Genomic DNA, 279 nt, shown 5'->3' with positions numbered 1-279 from the left:
TTTTGATTTGTTAAAAAATCTCGCGGTCTGGCAACTGCGAGTCAACAAATCAAAAGGAGGTCACGATGGGTGACACGAAAAGCTTAGCCCACACGCGCTGGAACTGTAAATATCACATTGTTTTTGCCCCTAAGTATCGCCGACAGGTGTTCTATGGTGAAAAGAAAAGAGCAATAGGCGAAATTCTGCGGAAATTGTGCGAATGGAAAGATGTGAAAATAGTTGAGGCAGAGTGTTGTCCTGATCACATCCACATGTTGCTTGAGATTCCCCCCAAAA

1 protein-coding gene is annotated in these 279 nt (G+C 43.7%); it reads left to right on the top strand.

All coding sequences use genetic code 11. The features are described from left to right. Positions 1-65: 65 nt before the first annotated feature. On the top strand, positions 66-279 hold a 214-nt coding region (gene tnpA / locus V6C16_RS14755; protein WP_333543630.1), incomplete at its 3' end, for an IS200/IS605 family transposase.

The sequence above is a fragment of the Desulfovibrio sp. 1188_IL3213 genome (assembly GCF_036763145.1).
Lineage (GTDB): Bacteria > Desulfobacterota > Desulfovibrionia > Desulfovibrionales > Desulfovibrionaceae > Desulfovibrio.
The sequence above is the reverse complement of the archived record's forward strand: the minus strand, read 5'-3'. Positions and strand labels throughout refer to the sequence as shown.